Consider the following 17,433-nt stretch of genomic DNA (forward strand, 5'->3'; position numbering starts at 1 on the left):
ACGGGTACGACGCTGCCGCGGACGGGAACACTCCCGTCCGCGGCAGCGCTGTACCGGGCATGACTGACTACCGCGTCGAACACGACTCCATGGGCGAGGTCCGAGTGCCGGCGGACGCCAGGTGGCGGGCCCAGACACAGCGGGCCGTGGAGAACTTCCCGATCTCGGGGCAGCGGATCGAGCGCGCCCATATCGAGGCCCTGGCCCGGATCAAGGGCGCCGCAGCGAAGGTGAACGCCGAACTGGGCGTGCTCGACAAGGACGTCGCCGAGGCGATCCAGGACGCGGCCGCGGAGGTCGCGGAGGGGCGCTGGGACGAGCACTTCCCCGTGGACGTGTTCCAGACCGGGTCCGGGACCTCGTCGAACATGAACACCAACGAGGTCATCGCCACGCTGGCGAGCGAGGGCCTCGGCCGGGACGTGCATCCGAACGACCACGTCAACGCCTCGCAGTCGTCCAACGACGTCTTCCCCTCGTCCATCCACATCGCCGCCACCGCCGCCGTCACCCGCGACCTGATCCCCGCGCTGCAGCATCTGGCGACCGCCCTGGAGCGCAAGGCCGAGGAGTTCGTCGATGTGGTGAAGTCCGGTCGTACGCATCTCATGGACGCCACACCGGTCACTCTCGGCCAGGAGTTCGGCGGGTACGCGGCCCAGGTGCGGTACGGCATCGAGCGGCTGGAGGCCTCGCTCCCCCGGCTCGCCGAACTCCCCCTGGGCGGTACGGCCGTCGGGACCGGCATCAACACGCCGCCCGGGTTCTCCGCCGCCGTCATCGCGGAGGTCGCGCGGGTCACCGGGCTGCCGCTGACCGAGGCGCGCAACCACTTCGAGGCACAGGGGGCGCGGGACGGGATCGTCGAGACGTCCGGGCAGCTCCGTACGATCGCGGTGTCCCTCACCAAGATCGCCAACGATCTGCGGTGGATGGCGTCGGGGCCGAGGACCGGTCTCGCGGAGATCTCCCTCCCGGACCTCCAGCCCGGGTCGTCGATCATGCCCGGCAAGGTCAACCCGGTGATCCCGGAGGCCGTGCTCATGGTCGCCGCGCAGGTCACGGGGAACGACGTCACGGTCACCACGGCGGGCGCCTCCGGCAACTTCGAGCTCAACGTCATGCTGCCGGTCATCGCCAAGAACGTCCTGGAGTCGGTCCGGCTGCTCGCCAACGTCTCGCGGCTGCTCGCCGACCGGACCGTGGACGGGATCGTCGCCCACCGGGAACGGGCCCGCGAGTACGCCGAGTCCTCGCCGTCGGTGGTCACCCCGCTCAACAAGTACATCGGCTACGAGGAGGCCGCGAAGGTCGCCAAGAAGGCGCTGGCCGAGCGGAAGACCATTCGGGAGGTCGTCCTGGAGAGCGGGTACGTGGAGCGCGGCGATCTCACCCTGGAGCAGCTCGACGAGGCGCTGGATGTCCTGCGGATGACGCGACCATGACCCTACGGCGAGTTTCGGCCTCACCAGATGACACTCGGGTAACCGATTCCCGCCAAGGCGTGAACCGTGACCGGTACCGCAGCGTCATATGCGCATGACACCTAATATCTGCGCATGGGAGACGACCGAGTGGTGAGACGAGTGGAAGCGGACGGATCGACGGCGTTCTGGGAGCCCGGAGTTCAGATCCTGTGGCGCTACCGGGAGAACGGCGGCGAACGCTTCCATATCGCGCGCCCCGTCACGGTCGTACGCGACGACGAGGATCTGCTGGCCGTGTGGATGGCGCCCGGCACCGAATGTGTACGGCCCGTGCTGGCGGACGGCACCTCGCTCAACTCCGAACCGCTCACGTCCCGGTACAAGAAGCCGCGGAGCGTACGGCTCGGCCGCTGGTCCGGCACCGGGGTGCTGAAGCTGGCACGGCCGGGCGAGCCGTGGTCGGTGTGGCTGTTCTGGGAGCAGGGTTGGCGTTTCAAGAACTGGTACGTCAATCTGGAGACGCCGCTGGCCCGTTGGGACGGCGGTGTGGACTCCGAGGACCACTTCCTGGACATCTGCGTATATCCGGACCGGTCCTGGAACTGGCTCGACGAGGACGAGTTCGCACAGGCTCAGCAGGACGGCCTGATGGACGCTTCCGCGGCCGAGCGGGTGCGGGAGGCGGGGCGGTCGGCGGTGGAGGTGATCCGCGCGTGGGGCCCGCCGTTCTCGGACGGCTGGCAGCGCTGGCGCCCGAATCCGGCCTGGGGAGTACCGTCTCTCCCGGACGACTGGGACCGTACGCCCGCGCACTTGTCCTCATGAGACCCTTGATGCGCCCCCGGTCCGCAACCGTAGGATCGTCCTCCGCAAGAGTTCACTGGGGCAACTCCCGCAGTTCGGGCAGGGCTTGACCGTACGTCACCGAGGGGCGGCAAGACGTGATCAAGGGGTACGAGGGTTACACCGGGATGAGCCGGAGACGGCCTGACGGACGGGCAGTACTGCCGTTCGGCGAGTCCGCCGGTACCGTGTGTGGCACAGGAACTGCCTCTGACCACGCGGGAATTCCGTTCCCAGGACACGTAATCCGGGTATCGGCCTTTCTGCGGGACGAAGTATCGGGTTTGCGGGACGCACTGCGCGCACAACGCGCAGTCCCGGACGGATGGATTCGACACGCGTGACGGAGCACCCCACCTCACACGAGCGCCCTCAGAGCGGCGCCGGCCCCACGGATCCCCGTGGGGCGCTCCTGCGTACCCAGGAGCCGCTGCGCGGAGCCGCGCCCGCCGCTGCCTTACCCGCACAGGCACGCACGGGTGACGCCCCGGCCGAGCCGGGCACCGCGGCCCCGTGCGCCAAGAGCGGACAGGCCCCCTCGGAGCACGCCCAGCCGGCGCTCTCCGAGCACTCCCAGCCCGCGGCCACCGAGCCCGACCCGCACCGCCCTCGGCCCACGCCGGAGACCATCCCGGCGCAGCCCGGCGGCGAGCCGGAACGGCCTGGCGGTACCGGCGGCGGTCTGGAGCGGCGCAGCGGGCAAGGAGTGCCGCCGGGCGCCCCCATGCCCATGCGGCGCGACGGCGACCGGCTGCGCTTCGTGGGCGCCGCGACCCGGCGGATCGCCCGGGGCATCGACCTGGACGAGATCGTGATGGGTCTGTGCCGGGCCACCGTGCCGACGTTCTCGGACGCGATCCTCGTGTATCTGCGCGAGCCGCTGCCGGTCGGCGACGAGCGGCCCACCGGGCCCATGGTGCTGCGCCTGCGCCGCACCGACCGGATCCCCGAGGAGCGGGACACCGACAACGGCTTCATGCCCGTGCTCCAGCCCGAGCCCGTCGACCTGGCGGTCGTCACCGCCGAGCAGTGTGAGGTACGGCCCGGCGGGGCGCTCGCCGAGGTGCTGCGGGGCGTACGGCCGGTCTTCGCGGACGCGCCCGCCGCGCACGACGCGCTGCCCGAACTGCTCGGGCCGGACGCCGAACTGACCGTGCCGACGGGCCAGCGGGCAATCCTCGCGCCGCTGCGCGGCCGGCGCCGGGTGATCGGGGCGGCGGTCTTCCTGCGCCGCCCGGAGCGGATGGCGTTCGAGCAGGACGATCTGCTGGTCGCCGCCCAACTGGCCACGCACAGCGCGCTCGGCATCGACAAGGCGGTGCTGTACGGCCGCGAGGCGTACATCGCCGACGAGTTGCAGCGCACGATGCTGCCGGAGGCGCTGCCGCGCTGCACCGGCGTACGGCTCGCGCACCGGTATCTGCCGGCCGCCGAGACGGCGCGGGTCGGCGGTGACTGGTACGACGCGATTCCCCTGCCGGGCAGCCGGGTGGCGTTGGTCGTGGGTGATGTCATGGGGCACTCGATGACATCGGCCGCGATCATGGGGCAGCTGCGGACCACCGCGCAGACGTTGGCGGGCTTGGACCTTCCGCCGCAGGAAGTGCTGCACCATCTCGACGAGCAGGCGCAGCGGCTGGGTACGGATCGTATGGCGACCTGCCTGTACGCCGTGTACGACCCGGTATCGCATCGGATCACCATCGCCAACGCCGGGCATCCGCCGCCGGTGCTGCTGCACCTGGGCGGGCGTGCCGAGGTGCTGCGGGTGCCGCCGGGTGCGCCGATCGGTGTGGGTGGCGTGGACTTCGAGGCGGTGGAGCTGGACGCGCCGGCCGGGGGCACGCTGCTGCTGTACACCGACGGGCTCGTGGAGTCCCGGCTCAGGGATGTGTGGACCGGGATAGAGCAGTTGCGGGAGAAGCTGGCCGCTACCGCGCAGTTGACCGGGCCGGACCATCCCCCGCCGCTGGAAGCGCTGTGCGACGAGGTGCTCGACATGCTCGGCCCGGGCGACCGGGACGACGACATCGCGCTGCTCGCCGCGCGGTTCGATGGGATCGCTCCCAGCGATGTCGCGTACTGGTTCCTGGAGCCGGAGGAGATGGCTCCGGGGCGGGCGCGGCGGCTGGCCCGGCATGCGCTGTCCCGCTGGGGGCTGGAGGAGTTGACCGACTCCGTCGAGCTGCTCATCAGTGAGGTCGTCACCAATGCGGTGCGGTATGCGACTCGGCCGGTCACTTTGAGGTTGCTGCGGACCGATGTGCTGCGGTGTGAGGTGACCGATGACGTGCCTCAGCTGCCTCGGTTGCGGCAGGCTCGGGCGACGGATGAGGGGGGCCGGGGGCTCTACCTGGTCAATCGGCTGGCGAAGCGGTGGGGGGCTACTCGGTTGAGTGCGGGGAAGGTTGTGTGGTTCGAGCTCAATCAGGCGTGAGCGCTCCGCTGGGTTGAGCGTTCAGAGCTCGAGGCTGACTGTGCTCTGCGGCTGCGGGTTCGTCGTGGCTGATCGCGCAGTTCCCCGCGCCCCTTAACGGCGCGAAGGGCGCCCGGTGAACACCGGGCGCCCTTCCTTGTGCGCTGGAGGCGCTAGTCGTCCGCCTGTGGATCGTTCGGATCCGTCGGTAGTTCGATGTCGCCGTCGTTGGACGGGGTGGCTTCCGGTGTCGTCTCCGGGGTCGTCTCGGGGGTCGTCTCCGGTGTCGTCTCCGGGGTGGTTTCCGGTGTCGTCTCCGGGGTCGTCTCGGGGGTCGTTTCCGGTGTCGTCTCCGGGCTCAGGCTCGGGGTCGGGCTCGGGGTCGGGGACTCGGAGGGCTCCACGGCGGCGCCCTGGGTGGTCTCCAGGTCGAACTTGGTGGTCTTGCCCATGACGCCGAAGGTGTAGGTGGCCCAGATCTGGGCGGGGAAGCCACCGCCGTTGACACGTTCGACGCCGGCCGCGCCGTACATCGGGACGTGCTTGCCGTTCTTGCTCATGTCCTCGCCGAAGAGGCCGACTGAGGTCACGAGGTTCGGGGTGAAGGCGGTGAACCACGCGGAGCGGTTCTCGTCGGAGGTACCCGTCTTGCCGGCGACCTGCTGGCCGTCGCGGGCGGGGTTGTCGCGGACGGACGTCTTGGCCGTACCGTCGTCGACCACGCCGGTGAGGACCGAGGTGACCGTGTCGGCGGCCTCGCGGCTGATGACCTGCTCGCCGATCGCCTCGGGGAACTCGACCTCACCGTCCCGATGCTCGGCCGAGGCGACGAGGGTCGGGGTGACCTTCTTGCCGTGGTTGTCGAGGGTGGCGTAGATACCGGCCATCTCCAGCGGGCTGGCGCCCATGGAGCCCAGGGTCTGGGCGGGCACGGCCTCCATGCCCTCGGTGTCCATGCCGAGCTTCTCGGCGACCTCCATGACCTTCTCCATGCCCACGTCGACGCCCATCTGCGCGAAGACGGAGTTGATGGACTTGTTCATGGCGGTCTGCACGGTGACGTCGCCGTAGTCGACGTCGTCCTCGTTCGGCGGGTTGAAGCCGACCGCGGTGCCGTTGTCCATGACCTTGTGCCCGCTGTCACCGTCATAGATCGCGTTGGCGGTGATCGGGTCGCCGTCCTGCGTCTCGGCGCCCTCGTCGACGGCGGCGGCGAGGATCACCGGCTTGAAGGTCGAGGCGGGCTGGTAGTCCCGGCGGGTGGCGTTGTTCGTGAAGTGCTTCACGTAGTCGGCGCCGCCGTACATGGCGAGGACCTTGCCGGTCTTCGGGTCGACCGATACGGCGCCGGCCTGGATGTAGGCGTCGACCTTGCGCTTCTTGGGGTCGAGCTTGCTGGTGAGCCGTTCCTTGACGGCCTTCTCCAGCTTGGTCTGCTTCTTCGGGTCGATGTTCAGCGTGACGGTCCAGCCGCCCGCCTCGATCTTCGTCTTGGCGTCCTCGTAGTCGGCGGCGTCGCCGTCGGCTACGAGTTGCTTGGCCAGCTGGTTGTTGGCGGCCTCGACCAGATAGCCGTTCTGGCCCTGCATGTCGGGAGCGGCCTGGGGCTCCTTCGGCTTGGGGAGCTTCATGCCCTCCCGCTCCGAGGCGTCCAGCCACTTCATCTCGACCATGTTGTCCAGCACGTAGTTCCAGCGGTTCGTGACCAGCTTCTTGCCGGTCTCGGTGGCCGTGGACAGGTCGTACTGGCTGGGGGCCTGGAGCAGCGCGGCGAGGTAGGCGCCCTGCTCGACGCTGAGCTTGTTGGCGTCGACGCCGTAGTACGCCTGGGCGGCGGCCTGGATGCCCCAGGCGCCGCGGCCGTAGTAGCTGGTGTTGATGTAGCCCGCGAGGATGTAGTCCTTGGACTCGTTGCGTTCCAGCTTCAGGGAGATGACCAGCTCGTTGAGCTTGCGGGTCACCGTCTGGTCGGACGTCAGGTAGTAGTTCTTGACGTACTGCTGGGTGATCGTCGAGCCACCCTGCTTGCCCTTGCCGGAGAGGGTGTTGACCAGACCGCGGGTCATGCCCTTGAAGTCGACGCCGGGGTCCGAGTAGAAGGTCTTGTTCTCGGCGGCGACGAAGGCCAGCTGGACTTTCTTGGGGACTTTGTCGAGTTCGACGATCTCGCGGTTGGTCGTGCCCGAGCGGGCGAGGATCTTGCCGTTGGAGTACTTGTAGACGTTGCTTTCCTGCGTCGCCTCGGGGTTTCCCTTGGGGATGTCGATCATCAGGTAGAGCACGACGAAGGCGCCCATGACGAGCAGGCAGAGACCGAGGAACGTGCCCAGGATCTTCTTCCAGGTGAAGAAGCGGCGTATGCCGCTCTTCTTCTTGCCCGCGCCACCCTTGCCGCCGCCCTTGGCCGCGGCCCTGGCCGCCGCCCGGCCGCCGCCCTCGGGCGGCGCTATGACCGCCGTCGTCCCGGCTTCCGCCCCGCCCCCGGACGAGCGCTTGGGCGCCGCGCGGCGACCGCCGCGCTGCCGCGCTCGTCTTTCTTCCGCTCGTCCCATGGCTCCGGTCCGCTCCGCATTCTGCTCGGTCTCATACGTCACTCGGGTCTTTGTCGGCTCAGCAAGCTAACACCGAGCACTGTGACAAAGGGGAGCCGGTCCGCTCCCTCGCGGCGTGACAATGCGCACGCGAGACGCCTGCCCATAGAGCTCATCCCACCGGAACGGACGTTCCAACAGGGCCGATGGTTGCCCCACCAGACCCACGAGTTGTCGCCGGGTTGTCGCCGGTCTCAGTGACAGAACCGTGACAATCACCTCTGACCTGCGGCCTCTCCACGCCCGGTGGCCACCTATACACGGCATGTATACGTGCGGTGTATACCCCCTGTGTACAGTCGTGCTCATGTCCATCGGTCACACCCTCCTGGGACTCCTGGAGTCCGGGCCCCGACACGGTTACGACCTCAAACGGGCCTTCGACGAGAAGTTCGGTCACGACCGGCCGCTGCACTACGGCCAGGTCTACTCGACGATGTCGCGCCTGCTGAAGAACGGCCTCGTCGAGGTCGACGGCATGGAGCCCGGCGGCGGCCCCGAGCGGAAGCGGTACGCGATCACCGAGGCGGGCATCACCGATGTCCAGCGGTGGCTCGCGACGCCCGAGAAGCCGGAGCCGTATCTGCAGTCGACCCTCTATACGAAGGTCGTCCTCGCCCTGCTCACCGACCGGAACGCGGCCGAGATCCTCGACACCCAGCGTTCCGAGCACCTGCGGATGATGCGCATCCTCACCGACCGCAAACGCAAGGGCGACCTGGCCGATCAGCTGATCTGCGACCACGCCCTGTTCCATCTGGAGGCCGATCTGCGATGGCTGGAGCTGACCGCCGCCCGACTGGGCAAACTGGCCGAGGCGGTGGTCCGGTGACGCCCCCCGCCGGCTCCCTGCTCGTCGCGACCGATCTGCGCAAGGCGTACGGTCCGACCAACGCGCTGGACGGTGCCGAATTCTCCATCCACCCCGGCGAGGTCGTCGCGGTGATGGGCCCCTCCGGCTCCGGCAAGTCGACCTTGCTGCACTGCCTCGCCGGGATCGTGCCGCCCGACTCGGGCTCGATCACGTACAACGGCCGTGAGATGGCCACCATGAACGACGCCCAGCGCAGTGCGCTGAGGCGCAGCGAGTTCGGGTTCGTCTTCCAGTTCGGGCAGCTCGTGCCGGAGCTCACCTGTGTGGAGAACGTGGCGCTGCCGCTCAGGCTGAACGGCGCCTCCCGCAAGGAGTCCGAGAAGACCGCGCTCGGCTGGATGCGGCGCCTGGAGGTCGACGACCTCGCCCGCAAGCGTCCCGGGGAGGTCTCCGGCGGTCAGGGCCAGCGGGTCGCCGTCGCCCGGGCGCTGGTCACGGGCCCCCGGGTGCTGTTCGCGGACGAGCCCACCGGCGCGCTCGACTCGCTCAACGGCGAGCGGGTGATGGAACTGCTCACCGAGGCCGCCCGGTCCACCAACGCGGCCGTCGTCCTCGTCACGCACGAGGCGCGGGTCGCGGCGTACTCCGACCGGGAGATCGTCGTACGGGACGGCAAGTCACGGGACATGGAGCGCGTCGTATGAGCGCTGTCGTCCGCCAGTGGTACCGGGACCTGGCGATGGGGGTCCGGTTCACCCTCACCGGGGGCCGTGAGGGCTGGGTGCGCGCCCTGCTCACCGCGGTCGGCGTCGGCCTCGGGGTGGCGCTGCTGCTGCTCACCGCGGCGATACCGAACGCGATCGCCACGCGGGACGCCCGGGAGGAGGCCCGGCAGGACCAGGGGATCGGCTACTTCGAGGACCAGACCGGCTCCAGGCCGACCGACAAGAGCCTGGTCGTCGCGGACACGGACACCGAGTACCAGCACCGGGAGATCCGGGGACGGCTGCTCGAACCCGAGGGCGTGGACGCGCCACTGCCGCCGGGGCTCGCGAAGTTCCCCGCGCCGGGCGAGATGGTCGTCTCCCCCGGCCTCGCCGAACTGCTGAAGTCGGACGCCGGAAGCCTGCTGCGCGACCGGCTGCCGTACGAGACCGTGGGCACCATCGGCGAGGCCGGGCTGATCGGCTCGGGCGAACTCGCCTACTACGCCGGCGCCGACGGACTCGCCGAGCGGATCGACGGCTCGGTCGTGGCCCGGATCGACCGGTTCGGGATGTCCGACATCGAGCAGCCCGAGGAGGAGACGGACCCGGTCCTGCTGCTGCTCACCCTGGTCGTCTTCGTGGTGCTGCTGATGCCGGTCGCCGTCTTCATCGCCACGGCCGTACGGTTCGGCGGCGAGCGGCGCGACCGCAGGCTGGCGGCGCTGCGGCTGGTCGGCTCCGACGGGCGGATGACGCGCCGGATCGCGGCGGGCGAGGCGCTCGCGGGTGCCGTGCTGGGGCTGCTCTTCGGCACCGTGTTCTTCCTGCTCGGCAGGGAGATCGCCGGTTCGGTCGAGGTGTTCGACACCAGCGTCTTCCCGAGCTACCTCAACCCCTCCCCCGGACTCGCCCTGCTGGTGGCGCTCGCCGTCCCGGCGGCCTCCGTCCTCGTCACCCTGTTCGCGCTGCGCGGCGTCGTCATCGAACCGCTCGGCGTGGTCCGCACGGCCAGGCCCGCGCGGCGCAGGCTCTGGTGGCGGCTGCTGCCGCCGCTCGGCGGTCTCGCGATGCTCTACCCGATGCTCGGCCAGGGGTCGGACAACGGGGGGTTCAACGAGTACATGGTGATCGGCGGTGTCGTGCTGCTGCTCGTCGGCATCACGGCGCTGCTGCCCTGGGTCGTCGAGGCGTTCGTCGCCCGGCTGGGCTCCGGTGCGGTCTCCTGGCAACTGGCCGTGCGCAGGCTCCAGTTGAGCAGCGGCTCGGCGGCTCGCATGGTCAACGGCATCGCGGTGGCGGTGGCCGGCGCGATCGCCCTGCAGATGCTGTTTGCCGGAGTCGAGGGCCGGTTCACCGAGTCGACGGGGAAGGACACCACCCGTGCGCAGATGGAGCTCGTCCTGCCGCATGACCTCTCGGTGAGCGCCGCCGGCGAGAGGCTGAAGCGGGCCAAGGGCGCGGAGGCCACCGCGGCGCTGTCCGCCGCGACGGTCTCCGCCAGTGCCAAGGACCCCGAAGAGATGACGGAGTTGACAGTCGGCGACTGCGCCGCGCTGCGCGAACTTGCCAAGATCTCCTCGTGCCGCGACGGCGACGTCTTCATGATGGGCGCCCCGGAGGACCCCACCGTGACGAAGCTCGCCACCGCCGGGAACACGCTGTACTTCGACGCGTCCTCCAGCGGGGACGAGCCGGGCGCCGAGATCGCCTGGAAGCTGCCGGCCGAGGTGAAGAAGGTGTCCGAACGCGCCGACGCGCTGCGGACCGGGATGGCGGGGCTGATGGCCACGCCGGGCGCCCTGCCCGCGAAGGCGGAGACCGATTTCTACAGCACCGTCTACGTACGGACGGATCCCACCGTTCCGAACGCGCTCGACGAGGTGCGCAACGCGGCCGTGGCGATCGATCCGCTCATCAGGACCTGGGAGTGGCAGTCGACCATGCGGGTGGACCAGTTCGCGGACATCCGCACCGGTCTGCTGGTCGGCGCGAGCGCCGTACTCGTCCTCATCGGCGCGAGCCTCCTCGTCTCCCAGCTGGAACAGCTCCGCGAACGCAGGAAGCTGCTGTCGGCGCTGGTCGCCTTCGGCACCCGACGCCGCACGCTCGGCCTGTCCGTGCTGTGGCAGACGGCGATCCCGATCACGCTGGGCCTCACCCTCGCCTTGGCGGTCGGCCTCACCCTGGGCGCGGTCCTGCTGAGGATGACGAACGTCGAGGTGGTCGTGGACTGGCCGAGCGTGCTGTCGATGACCGGCATCGGCGCGGGCATCGTCGTCCTGGTCACGGCACTGAGCATGCCGCCGCTGCTGCGGATGATGCGCCCGGAGGGGCTCCGCACGGAGTAGGCCCTGGCCACGGGGCTCAACGGCCGCGGCGCTTCCCGAAGCGCCGCGGCCGTTCCTCGTGGACACTGGACCCCGTCATCCGCTCGCCCGGGAGTGAACCGCCATGTCGCTCGACGCACTCAAGTCCGCGATTCCGGACTACGCCAGGGACCTCCGCCTCAACCTGGATTCCGTCCTCGGCGACTCCGGCCTGTCGGGGCAGCAGCTGTGGGGCACCGTGCTGGCCACGGCGATCGCCTCGCGCTCCGCGGTGGTGCTGCGCGAGCTGGCGCCGGAGGCCGGGGCGCGCCTGTCGCCCGAGGCGTACACCGCGGCGAAGACCGCGGCCGCGGTCATGGCGATGAGCAACGTCTTCCACCGCACGCGGCATCTGCTGTCGGACCACGCGTACGGGAATCTGCGGGCCGGGCTGCGGATGAACGTCCTCGGGGATCCCGGGGTCGACAAGGTCGACTTCGAGGTGTGGTCGTTGGCCGTGTCCGCGATCAACGCGTGCGGGGTCTGTCTGGACTCCCATGAGCAGGCGCTCCGCAAGGCGGGGGTGGATCGGGAGATCGTGCAGGAGGTGTTCAGGGTGGCGGCGGTGATCCAGGCGGTGGGGGTCACGCTGGACGCGGAAGCGGTTCTCCGCGGAACCGGGTGAGAGCTCGGGAGGTTGGGGTCGTGGGGCGGCTGCGGGTCGGTTGTGGCTGGTCGCGCAGTTCCCCGCGCCCCTGAAAGGCAGGGGCTGCGCCCTGCCTTTCAGGGCCCGGAGGATTAGGGGCCGGGAGATTAGGGGCCGGGAGATTAGGGGCTGGAAAATCAGTCGCGGGCCTCTTCCCTCCCTCGGGAGAATCCGTCTCCATGACCTCCCCCCGCTCCCGTGCCTTCGAAGAGCTCGTCGCCGAAGGTGACGTCGTGTCCACCGAGGGGTGGGACTTCTCGTGGTTCGAGGGGCGGGCCACGGAGGCTCGGCCGTCGTGGGGATATGCGCGGTCGATGGGTGAGCGGCTGGGGCGGGCCTCGGCGGCGTTGGACATTCAGACCGGGGGCGGGGAGGTGCTCGGCTCCGCTCCAAGGTTTCCGCCGGTCACCGTGGCCACGGAGGGGTGGCCGCCGAACATCGCGAAGGCGACCGCTCTGCTGCATCCGCGGGGCGTGGTGGTCGTGGCCAGTCCGGGGGAGGCGCCGCTGCCGTTCGCGGACGGGGCGTTCGACCTGGTCACCAGCAGGCACCCGGTCCAGGCCCACTGGACGGAGATCGCCCGGGTGCTCGAGCCCGGGGGCACGTACTTCGCCCAGCACGTCGGTCCGAGCAGCGTCTTCGAGCTGGTCGAGCACTTCACCGGCCCGCTGCCGGAGGAGACCCGCGACGGCCGCCATCCGGACCACGAGCGGGCCGGCGCCGAGGCCGCCGGGCTGGAGATCGTGGATCTGCGGGCCGAGCGGCTGCGGATGGAGTTCCACGACATCGGCGCGGTCGTGCACTTCCTGAAGAAGGTCGTCTGGATGGTGCCCGGCTTCACCGTCGACGCGTACCTCCCGCAGCTCCGCTCCCTGCACGAGCGGATCGAGAACGAGGGCCGCTTCGTCGCCCACAGCTCCCGCCACCTCTTCGAGGCCCGTAAGCCGACAGCCAGGTGACGCACTCACGCGTGCGGGCCGACCGTAACCTTCCCGATCGCCAACTCGGCCTCCGCTTCGAGCACTTCTCCCACCCGTTCGGCCCACTCCCCCAGCTCCCGCTCCTGCCCGGCGGTCAGCCGGACCAGCGGTTCCACCGTGACCGTCGTACGCCGCCCCCGGCGCCGCTGGTGCCAGACGCCCGCGACGACTCCGTCGACGAGGAGCAGGGGGTAGTTGCCGGCCTGGCCGCGCGCGAGGGCCCGTTCGTACGCCGCCCCGGGGAACAGCCGCTCGCGAGGCTGCGCGGCGATGCCGTACGCGTCGAAGTAGGGCAGCAGCCGTACGCCCCGCAGGACACGCGCGGGGTCCTCGGGGAAGTCGGTGTCGCCCGCCGCCAACCAGGTCGGCTCGCCCTCGAAATCGGCCTCCTCGATCTCGCCGGAGGCGGCCAGCGAGGCGAACAGCCGGTCGGACCAGGCCCCGGGCGCCGCCGCCCACTTGGCGAAGTGGCGCGGTGAGGCCGGACCGTAGGCGCGCAGATAGTGCCGTACGAGAGTCGTCAGACCCGCGTCCGCCGAGGGCAGGGGCTCGAATTGCGGCGGCCTGGTGTACGTCACCTTGCGGCCCCGGTCGGGGCCGAAGCAGAGGGCGCCGGACTGGCCCGCGCGGTGCATGACCTGGCGCCAGCGGGGCCACATGTCCTGGAAGGCGGGCATGACGAGGTCCCCGGCCCAGGGCCCGGTGCGCGCCACGACCTCCTCACTCAGCTCGTCGAGGGTCAGCGCCGTCCCCTCCAGCGCGGCGGCGACGGCGGCCACGACCTGCTCCGCCTGCCCGTCGGTGAGCCGTACGTCCGGGGCGAACTGGCTCCCGCCGGACGGGATCGCGGTCAGCGCGGCCGTCCAGAAGGGCAGCTCGGCGGTGGGCAGCAGATGCACGGTGCCGCGCGGCCCGAACGTCTTCACCAGCGTCCGGTCCTCCCACAGCGCGGCCCGTACGTCCGCCCGCGCGACCCCCTCGACCCGCAGCCCCACCGACAGCTCGGCCGCCGACAGCACCTGGGCGTGGGCGCCGAGCATGGCGCCGACCACCTCGGCGACCGGCGTACCGGCCGGTGCGGGCGCCCCCAGGAACTGCCGCTCCGCCCGCCGCGCACTCGCCTGCTCCCAGGTGACCTTCATGGCCTCGGCACCCCTCACGCTCTTCGCGGTCATGGGACGAAGCTAGGAGGGATCGAGGTCAGATCCTGTCCTCCATGCCGGTTTCCACATCGTTATCGCCCGCGGCTTGGCTTCCGCCGCCCCTCTCGCATAGGTTCAGACCAAGGCAATTCGCGCGAGCAAAGCTGCGCGGAACGGTATCGCGCAGTGGAGGGGGCTGCGCGACGCCGTGCGCCCCGCCGACACCTACGTCAAGCGCGCGTTCCGCCGCCGCTTCACCCGAACGGGGGCACCGGACCCCTTCGTCGCGGCAGTCGCACAAGATTGCGCGAACCCCACAATCCCACCAGGATCCTCCCCTTCCCCTTGGAATCCGTCGCGATCCGGCCATGATCACCCCCCGATCACACCCTGAATGAACGGTTCCGCAGCTACTGCCGCGCTGTCGCGCGACTCCGGAGAGTAGTTGTGGCACGCCGATGTACGCAGCATCACTCACAAAGGGTTATGGTGGAACTCCCCCCCTCGGGCCGGTCCGTCTCCCCCCCACGGACCGGCCCGTTTTTTCTGCGCGGATACGGTGCCTCTGCCGCGTTCAAGAGGCCACCCCCCACTCCCTCAGGGGCGCGGGGAACTGCGCGACCAGCCCCCACAGACCCGCAGCGGCCCACGAACGGCCGGGCCCCAGGCCCACCCCGACCCCGCACACCCCTTGGCGGAGTTGGCCTCCAGCCCCGGTAGGCTCTGCGAACCAAGGGGACCGTCACCGCACCGGAGGGGCTGGAACACGTGAACCTGCGCGACACACTGCGCGGCCTGCTGGTCAGGGTCTACGCACGCAGGGTCGAGGGCCACCTCGACCACGCCCAGGTGCCCCAGCACATCGGCGTCATCATGGACGGCAACCGGCGCTGGGCGAAGGCCGCGGGCTCCACGACCGCGCAGGGCCACCGGGCCGGGGCGCACAAGATCGAGGAATTCCTCGGCTGGTGCACCGAGACGGACGTGAAGGTCGTCACCCTCTGGCTGTTCTCCACGGACAACTTCGGCCGCCCCCAGGAAGAACTGGTCCCCCTCTTCGGGATCATCGAGGACGTCGTCCGCACCCTCGCCGCCGACGGCCGCTGGCGGGTGCACCACGTGGGCACCCTCGACCAGCTGCCCGGGCAGCTGCAGACCGCGCTGAAGGAGTCCGAGGAGTCCACCGCGGACGTCGACGGAATACTGGTCAACGTCGCCATCGGCTACGGCGGCCGCCAGGAGATCGCCGACGCCGTACGGTCGATGGTCCAGGACGCGCACGACAAGGGCACCTCCATGGAGGAGCTCGCCGAGAAGGTCTCCGTCGACCTGATCGGCAGCCACCTCTACACCGGCGACCAGCCCGACCCGGACCTGGTGATCCGTACGAGCGGCGAGCAGCGGCTGTCCGGATTCATGCTCTGGCAGACCGCGCACTCCGAGTACTACTTCTGCGACGTCTTCTGGCCGGCCTTCCGGAAGGTCGACTTCCTGCGCGCCCTGCGTGACTACGCGGCGCGACACCGGCGTTACGGAGGCTGAAACTCCGTAACCCACCGGTATCCCACCGGCACGGACGTAACGAGGAGTTCACCGGGGCGCCGTCGTACCGCTTGGCATGGTGGCGCATGTTCGAGGGCATAAGCCAGTCAGGTCGACGCCCGAACCACGGGTGTCGGATCTCAGCGGGCGGCTCGGGGCCGTCCGCCCGGGAGGCCCTTTGCACCAGCCCGATCGTGCGGTCACAGCAGCACGGACGAAGCAGCGGAGGGCCGGTCACCGGCCCGTGCAACGGCGCCGACGACCGGTCCAGATCGTTCTCGTCGCTCCCCGACCTCATCCGAGGGGGTACGTCCTTCCGTGGTGACCAGCACAAAGCGCCGTATGCCAGACCGGCGCACCTACGTCCTCGACACCAGCGTCCTGCTGGCCGACCCGAATGCTTTGAGCCGCTTCGACGAGCACGAAGTCGTGCTTCCGATCGTGGTGGTCACGGAGCTGGAGGCGAAGAGGCACCATCCCGAACTCGGCTACTTCGCCCGGCAGGCCCTGCGCCTGCTGGACGAGTTCCGGGTCCGGCACGGCCGCCTCGACGCCCCCATCCCGATCGGGGAGCTCGGCGGGACCGTGAGGGTCGAGCTCAACCACTCGGATCCCAGCGTGCTGCCAAGCGGCTACCGCCTGGGGGACAACGACTCCCGCATCCTCGCGGTCGCCCGCAATCTGCAGGCCGAGGGCTTCGACGTCACGGTGGTGTCGAAGGACCTGCCCCTGAGGATCAAGGCGTCGTCCGTGGGCCTCCTCGCCGAGGAGTACCGCGCGGAGTTGGCCATCACGGACGCCTCCGGGTGGACCGGGATGTCCGAGCTGACGCTGCCGGGCGAACAGGTGGACATCCTGTTCGAGGAGGGGACCCTCTATGTCCCCGAGGCGAGCGAGCTCCCCGTGCACACGGGTCTGACGATCCAGTCGGAGCGCGGCAACGCGCTCGGCCGGGTGACGCCCGACGGCAACATCCGTCTCGTACGGGGCGACCGGGAGGCCTTCGGCATCAAGGGCCGCAGCGCGGAGCAGCGCATCGCGCTGGACCTGCTGCTCGACCCGGACGTGGGCATCCTGTCGATGGGCGGCCGGGCCGGCACCGGAAAGTCGGCGCTGGCACTGTGCGCGGGACTGGAGGCGGTGCTCGAACGCCGTCAGCACCAGAAGGTGATGGTCTTCCGGCCGCTGTACGCGGTGGGCGGGCAGGAGCTCGGCTATCTGCCCGGTTCCGAGTCCGAGAAGATGAGCCCCTGGGCGCAGGCGGTCTTCGACACGCTCTCCGCGGTCACCAGCCGCGAGGTCATCGAGGAGGTCACCGCACGCGGGATGCTGGAGGTGCTGCCGCTCACGCACATCCGCGGCCGTTCCCTGCACGACGCGTTCGTGATCGTGGACGAGGCACAGTCGCTGGAGCGGAACGTCCTGCTGACCGTGCTGTCCCGGATCGGCGCGAACTCGCGTGTGGTCCTGACACACGACGTGGCCCAGCGCGACAACCTGCGCGTCGGCCGCTACGACGGTGTCGTCGCCGTGGTCGAGAAGCTGAAGGGCCATCCGCTCTTCGCCCACGTCACGCTGACGAGGTCCGAACGGTCCCAGATCGCGGCCCTGGTGACCGAAATGCTGGAGGACGGGCAGATCTGACACTCCTGGGCCGACCTTGACCGATTTGGTCAAATTCGGCCGACCGGCAGCTCCTTCAGTTCCTTGGCGCCGTCCGGCAAAGGCGATGAGCCTAGCCGGGCGGCGCCTCGGCGTGTGCGGCTTTCCTTGAATCCCCTGTGTCAAACGAGGTGTGAGCTTTCACACGTGGCACTGAATTGCCTCGCGGCGTCGGGTTACGGCAGAGTCTCATTCCTGTCAGGCCCCGCATACGACACACCTGTATCCCCAGCGGTACGGAACCACAGCAACACCATGGTCAACTCCATAGCGTTGTCGTATGCCGCCCGAGCACCT

General features: G+C 69.9%; 12 protein-coding genes. 10 read left to right on the forward strand and 2 right to left on the reverse strand.

What is annotated here, in order from left to right; genetic code table 11:
* The first annotated feature begins 59 nt into the window (after positions 1-59).
* The 3 genes from JIX56_RS15380 (at position 60) to JIX56_RS15390 (ending at position 4,707) form a co-directional block, all read left to right on the forward strand.
* Positions 60-1,445 carry a class II fumarate hydratase gene (locus JIX56_RS15380; protein ID WP_257541075.1) on the forward strand — a complete coding sequence of 462 codons (1,386 nt, stop codon included), beginning with the start codon at positions 60-62 and terminating at the stop codon, positions 1,443-1,445.
* A gap of 114 nt (positions 1,446-1,559) precedes the next feature.
* The gene (fomD, locus tag JIX56_RS15385; protein WP_257541077.1) at positions 1,560-2,252 is read left to right on the forward strand and encodes a cytidylyl-2-hydroxypropylphosphonate hydrolase; all 693 of its coding nucleotides are present in this window, start codon (positions 1,560-1,562) and stop codon (positions 2,250-2,252) included.
* A gap of 343 nt (positions 2,253-2,595) precedes the next feature.
* On the forward strand, positions 2,596-4,707 hold the full coding sequence (locus JIX56_RS15390) for an ATP-binding SpoIIE family protein phosphatase (protein WP_257541078.1): 2,112 nt from the start codon (positions 2,596-2,598) through the stop codon (positions 4,705-4,707).
* A 152-nt stretch (positions 4,708-4,859) separates the two neighbouring features.
* On the opposite strand, the gene JIX56_RS15395 is transcribed toward JIX56_RS15390, so the two are convergent.
* A complete protein-coding gene (locus tag JIX56_RS15395; protein WP_257541080.1) occupies positions 4,860-7,238 on the reverse strand; it encodes a transglycosylase domain-containing protein in 2,379 nt (792 codons plus the stop codon).
* 346 nt (positions 7,239-7,584) lie between these two features.
* On the opposite strand from JIX56_RS15395, the gene JIX56_RS15400 reads away from it, so the two are divergent.
* The 5 genes from JIX56_RS15400 (at position 7,585) to JIX56_RS15420 (ending at position 12,769) form a co-directional block, all read left to right on the forward strand.
* Positions 7,585-8,109, forward strand: a complete 525-nt coding sequence (locus JIX56_RS15400) for a PadR family transcriptional regulator (RefSeq protein WP_257541082.1) — start codon at positions 7,585-7,587, stop codon at positions 8,107-8,109.
* Positions 8,106-8,795 carry an ABC transporter ATP-binding protein gene (locus tag JIX56_RS15405; protein ID WP_257541084.1) on the forward strand — a complete coding sequence of 230 codons (690 nt, stop codon included), beginning with the start codon at positions 8,106-8,108 and terminating at the stop codon, positions 8,793-8,795. The genes JIX56_RS15400 and JIX56_RS15405 overlap by 4 nt, the downstream gene beginning before the upstream one ends.
* Entirely contained in the window at positions 8,792-11,146 is a 2,355-nt protein-coding gene (locus JIX56_RS15410) for an ABC transporter permease (RefSeq protein ID WP_257541086.1), read from the forward strand. Before JIX56_RS15405 ends, JIX56_RS15410 begins: the two co-directional genes overlap by 4 nt.
* 103 nt (positions 11,147-11,249) lie before the next feature.
* Positions 11,250-11,789 carry a carboxymuconolactone decarboxylase family protein gene (locus JIX56_RS15415; RefSeq protein WP_257541088.1) on the forward strand — a complete coding sequence of 180 codons (540 nt, stop codon included), beginning with the start codon at positions 11,250-11,252 and terminating at the stop codon, positions 11,787-11,789.
* A gap of 200 nt (positions 11,790-11,989) precedes the next feature.
* Positions 11,990-12,769 carry a class I SAM-dependent methyltransferase gene (locus JIX56_RS15420; RefSeq protein WP_257541090.1) on the forward strand — a complete coding sequence of 260 codons (780 nt, stop codon included), beginning with the start codon at positions 11,990-11,992 and terminating at the stop codon, positions 12,767-12,769.
* A 5-nt stretch (positions 12,770-12,774) separates the two neighbouring features.
* On the opposite strand, the gene JIX56_RS15425 is transcribed toward JIX56_RS15420, so the two are convergent.
* Complete coding sequence (locus tag JIX56_RS15425; protein ID WP_257541092.1) at positions 12,775-13,965, reverse strand: winged helix DNA-binding domain-containing protein; 1,191 nt, start codon at positions 13,963-13,965, stop codon at positions 12,775-12,777.
* 735 nt (positions 13,966-14,700) lie between these two features.
* On the opposite strand from JIX56_RS15425, the gene JIX56_RS15430 reads away from it, so the two are divergent.
* Together JIX56_RS15430 and JIX56_RS15435 are read left to right on the forward strand one after the other, a co-directional pair.
* The gene (locus JIX56_RS15430) at positions 14,701-15,474 is read left to right on the forward strand and encodes an isoprenyl transferase (protein ID WP_257541094.1); all 774 of its coding nucleotides are present in this window, start codon (positions 14,701-14,703) and stop codon (positions 15,472-15,474) included.
* Between the two features lie 318 nt (positions 15,475-15,792).
* Complete coding sequence (locus JIX56_RS15435; protein ID WP_257541096.1) at positions 15,793-17,118, forward strand: PhoH family protein; 1,326 nt, start codon at positions 15,793-15,795, stop codon at positions 17,116-17,118.
* Positions 17,119-17,433: the final 315 nt, after the last annotated feature.

The organism is Streptomyces sp. CA-210063, assembly GCF_024612015.1.
Lineage (GTDB): Bacteria > Actinomycetota > Actinomycetes > Streptomycetales > Streptomycetaceae > Streptomyces.